At 47.9% G+C, this 3,634-nt stretch carries 4 protein-coding genes; 1 reads left to right on the forward strand and 3 read right to left on the reverse strand.

The features are described from left to right. From GTP27_RS23960 to GTP27_RS23115, 3 genes are all read right to left on the reverse strand, one after another. Window positions 1-232 (reverse strand): hypothetical protein (locus GTP27_RS23960; protein WP_229634308.1); only part of this gene is annotated, 232 nt, incomplete at its 3' end. A gap of 1,116 nt (window positions 233-1,348) precedes the next feature. Next, window positions 1,349-1,651 carry a hypothetical protein gene (locus GTP27_RS23110; RefSeq protein ID WP_161041438.1) on the reverse strand — a complete coding sequence of 101 codons (303 nt, stop codon included), beginning with the start codon at window positions 1,649-1,651 and terminating at the stop codon, window positions 1,349-1,351. 197 nt (window positions 1,652-1,848) lie between these two features. After that, entirely contained in the window at window positions 1,849-2,535 is a 687-nt protein-coding gene (locus tag GTP27_RS23115; protein ID WP_371865991.1) for an HNH endonuclease, read from the reverse strand. A 356-nt stretch (window positions 2,536-2,891) separates the two neighbouring features. On the opposite strand from GTP27_RS23115, the gene GTP27_RS23120 reads away from it, so the two are divergent. Next, entirely contained in the window at window positions 2,892-3,137 is a 246-nt protein-coding gene (locus GTP27_RS23120; RefSeq protein WP_161041439.1) for a hypothetical protein, read from the forward strand. The last annotated feature ends 497 nt before the right edge of the window (window positions 3,138-3,634 follow it).

The raw sequence follows: 3,634 nt of genomic DNA on the forward strand, positions 1-3,634 counted from the left end.
CAGCACCAGGCATGCAGCCTGCTGTTTGAACTCCGGGGAAAACGTACGTCTCTGCTTGCTCATCAAACACCTCTCCATGGCGAGTATTCTCGCCTAAATCAGTGTCCGGATACATTAAACCACTACAGTATGAATATAGTTCACGCGAGACCAAGTTCAGGGTGGAGAATGCTGACACCCAAGTAGATTTTTTTAAGGAAGTGGAGTTGCTAACCAAATCAACGATTTGCATCGAGGCGTAAAGCTGTAAAACCTTAAAGATGCAATTTCTTAATTAAGATTTTGCGCTTATGTAGGTCAGCTAGAGCAAGGTGAAAATGTTGCAGATGTTGAAATTGACGGAGTCCTAGAAGGATTTCAGAATCGTGACAGCAACGCTTTCCTTAACTTCCGCCCATTAATGCTTATCCTTATAGGGCCGGGGTAATTTGAATAACCTCTTCAATTTGGCTGGACCAGAAACTTCTACTTAATGTGACTACTGATTCGGGCAGGAAGCGGAATCAGTGGTTACGATGGCCCCTAATATATGTAGCCTACAACGCTGTAGCCGTTAGGTGTTCCATTAAATTCCCGAGATAGATTTGAACTGGATAATTCCTCAATTTGTATTCAAACCATTGGAACTCTGACGGTTTTTGAAATTTTGGTGATTTTTATATAAGTCATTGATTTCATTGATATTTAATGAGCTTGTTGACGGGCTGGTGCGTAACTGATGCGTAACGATTTTGACCAATTACGCAGAGAATAACCCGTCAATTTAAAGCATCTGCATAGACTGACGAGAACCTACCGACGCGCCCTTCAAAATGAAAATCTGATGAAGGGCATCGCTCGTGCTGAGGCAGTCTCAAAACGCGTTTAGATCGGCCTGGTGCGTCAGATGCCTAGATGTGCGGCCATACACCAGTAGCACTAATTGCCTCTACTCACGTGAACCGGCAGAAAAATTTGAGTCGATGCCTGAGGTAGCGATTGGAATACTTGGCGGTGAAGCGAGCTTGCAGGAGGATATGTGACATTTCGATCGGTGTAGCAGTCGGTTGGGGCCGTCTCATTTTTCCGTAAATACTTAAAGACTTAAATGTAGTAACTCTTAAAAGCATATAGGGAAGAGTTGGCGGCCCCAAGTTTTTCCCCCAAGCTGTAATCGACGCTAATTGAAGGGGGCGGATGGAGCGTTCTGCATCCGTCGCGACCTGTAAGAATTGGAGAAACACCGGTTCTGTTGTTTAATTTTTAGTTTTAAACACAATCCTTATAGAGCGACTTTGCATTCGCGTAAGGCGACGGAGTCGGATATGGGGAGTGGCTAAATTTAATCGATTTACCGTGGAATCAAAAGCTATTTATCAATGTCCCAATCCCCGCGAAGCATGCGTTGATACTCGACACCGTCAGCAGGTATGTCATTGCGTCCCTTCCACAATCCATGCGCAGCGGCGAGTGCCGCCTTTAGGCGCTTCTTTCGAATCTCGAGTAGGTCCACCACTGATGAACGATCAGCGGTTTTTTCTGCCTCTGAGACGGCGGCGTCCAATGAATCATTTTTTATCGACATTGCCTTATCCTTCCCGCACCAAAGGCGACGTAAGTTAATTGCACCGTAATGTGAATCTCGGGTAGCGAGGATATTCTGGCTGGCCATTTAGGCCTCTACCAATTTTATCGTCCCTGAGTATTCTCACCACTGCCGCAACCTCTTTTATACATCACCACCTCTTAGGCGTTTGAGATTTCGCGTATTTTTCAGATTAGCGAGGTATAACCCTCGAATTACCGGATGCATCCAAGTAATAGCGAATATTGATAAAAACCCATTTCTGCCTAGTCTGACTGGCATTTTTAAGCGTAGTGAACCTTGCGATGGCAATTTGGGCACAAAGCTACTGCATTCTCGACAGTGTCGTCACCACCATCCGCTAGCCGAACAATGTGATGGACCTCAAGGTAGGGGGAGCCATTGGAGCGACGATTGAAAGGCGCTGGTTGATAGCAATGCTCGCAGATGCCCTGGGAACGATATAGGACCTCGGCAACGACGTCCGGATTGCGATCGAACACAGTAGCCGTTACCATGATTTTCAACGGACGCCTTGACCGGTCAAGGAGCCGTGCTTGTCGAGCATGTGATGTGTCCGACATGGCTTTGGCCACGCGTTCTGCCAGTTCGTGATTGATGTCTTCAATGGTTTGAAGATCGCTGAGTAGCTCATTTAAAAGTGTAGGCAGCTGCTCTGGTCGGGTGTATACGCGGTATTCCCATTTCTTTTCCCTGTCGCTGCTGGGGCATGGGATCCACCGTCTTTGGGGCGCGGGCCTCTTTTCAAAATCGCCCATCCATCGAATCACGACGCTTTCGAATTTTCGCTGATGTTCTATGCCTACGCGCCAACCGCCACACTTAAACGTAGGCGATTTCGTTTCATAGTTGTCAGGTTCAATTGCGAACTCAGATCTTAGGCGCTTCAAGGTGGAGAGCCAATCTTCTAGTGTTGGATGTGGCATTGTTTCTTTCATCGTCTTGATCACCGATATTCTTAAATACCGAGCCCCAGCGTATGTCTATCGAGGTTTTGATTTACTCTGGATGCAGAGCAATTCGTTCATATTGCCGCAAGGATGCATTTAAGTAAATGAAATGCGAAGTTGGCAATTTGCTTATTTCCGAACTTGATCCAGGGACGAACCTTCAAACTTCGTTTTGTCGCGACTTTGAGACGACAACCATACATACTGAATCTTATGCCTCTTAATACCCGGAAATGCACCCTAGAAACTATCCACGCGATCCCTATGAACGCGGCATCTTGCTTGTTTCATGCTGGCGAAATCGCACTGCGTGACTATTCTGAATCATACGATGTAACTTATGACGACGGAGGCGTATGGCAGCCGCATTACAGTTCAAAGAGGCGATCAAAAATTTTTTGATCCTTTCGAATCAGCGCATGCGTATTCCGGTGATCGTGACCGTCGACTCCGACATCGTGACCGCTCATTCAGGTCAGATGCCCAAGTCGGTCACGTTGGACAATAATTGCCGGTCGCGTTCGGCCGGAATACCCAAGCAAGGGGGGCGATTCAACCAGTGGATACCTGACACTACGGCGCCCCCCGGAAGCGGGCAGTAGTGTGCCAATTACAAACGCAGGGCTGCCGGCGAACGAAATGCGGCCCGTCTTCCCTGGAGGGTATTCTGACTCCCGGTAGGCAGGCCTATCTGGAGCCGCGAGCCTTTCATATGATTACGAAAATAGTTATGGAAGCCGCCCGCGCCGTAGGCGCAGGCTTCCAAAGGTATTCTAAAGAGCTACGGAGCTACATAACTAAACTGGAAAATAGTTCTCGGAATGGTGTTAATCGCCTTTAGTTAAAGGCTCTCATGGAAATACATGCTATCCGGTCTAGTATCCGATCAGCCGCCTACCTCCTACCACTTGCTTGCAGTCACGACTTCCGGTGCAATGCCTTGGCCGAAGCGAGACGCTTATCCAGTGTCGCCATTGCTCGCCGAACTGCGCTAGCATCTCTGACCTCATTACCAGAAATCAGTGCTGCAAAGCGAGCGACGCGACTTGGGCTATCTCCTACAAAGCGACGTGCAATCCAAACTTGCATGAGGCTAGGA

It is taken from the genome of Duganella qianjiadongensis, assembly GCF_009857915.1.
In the GTDB taxonomy this organism is placed as follows: domain Bacteria; phylum Pseudomonadota; class Gammaproteobacteria; order Burkholderiales; family Burkholderiaceae_D; genus Rugamonas; species Rugamonas qianjiadongensis.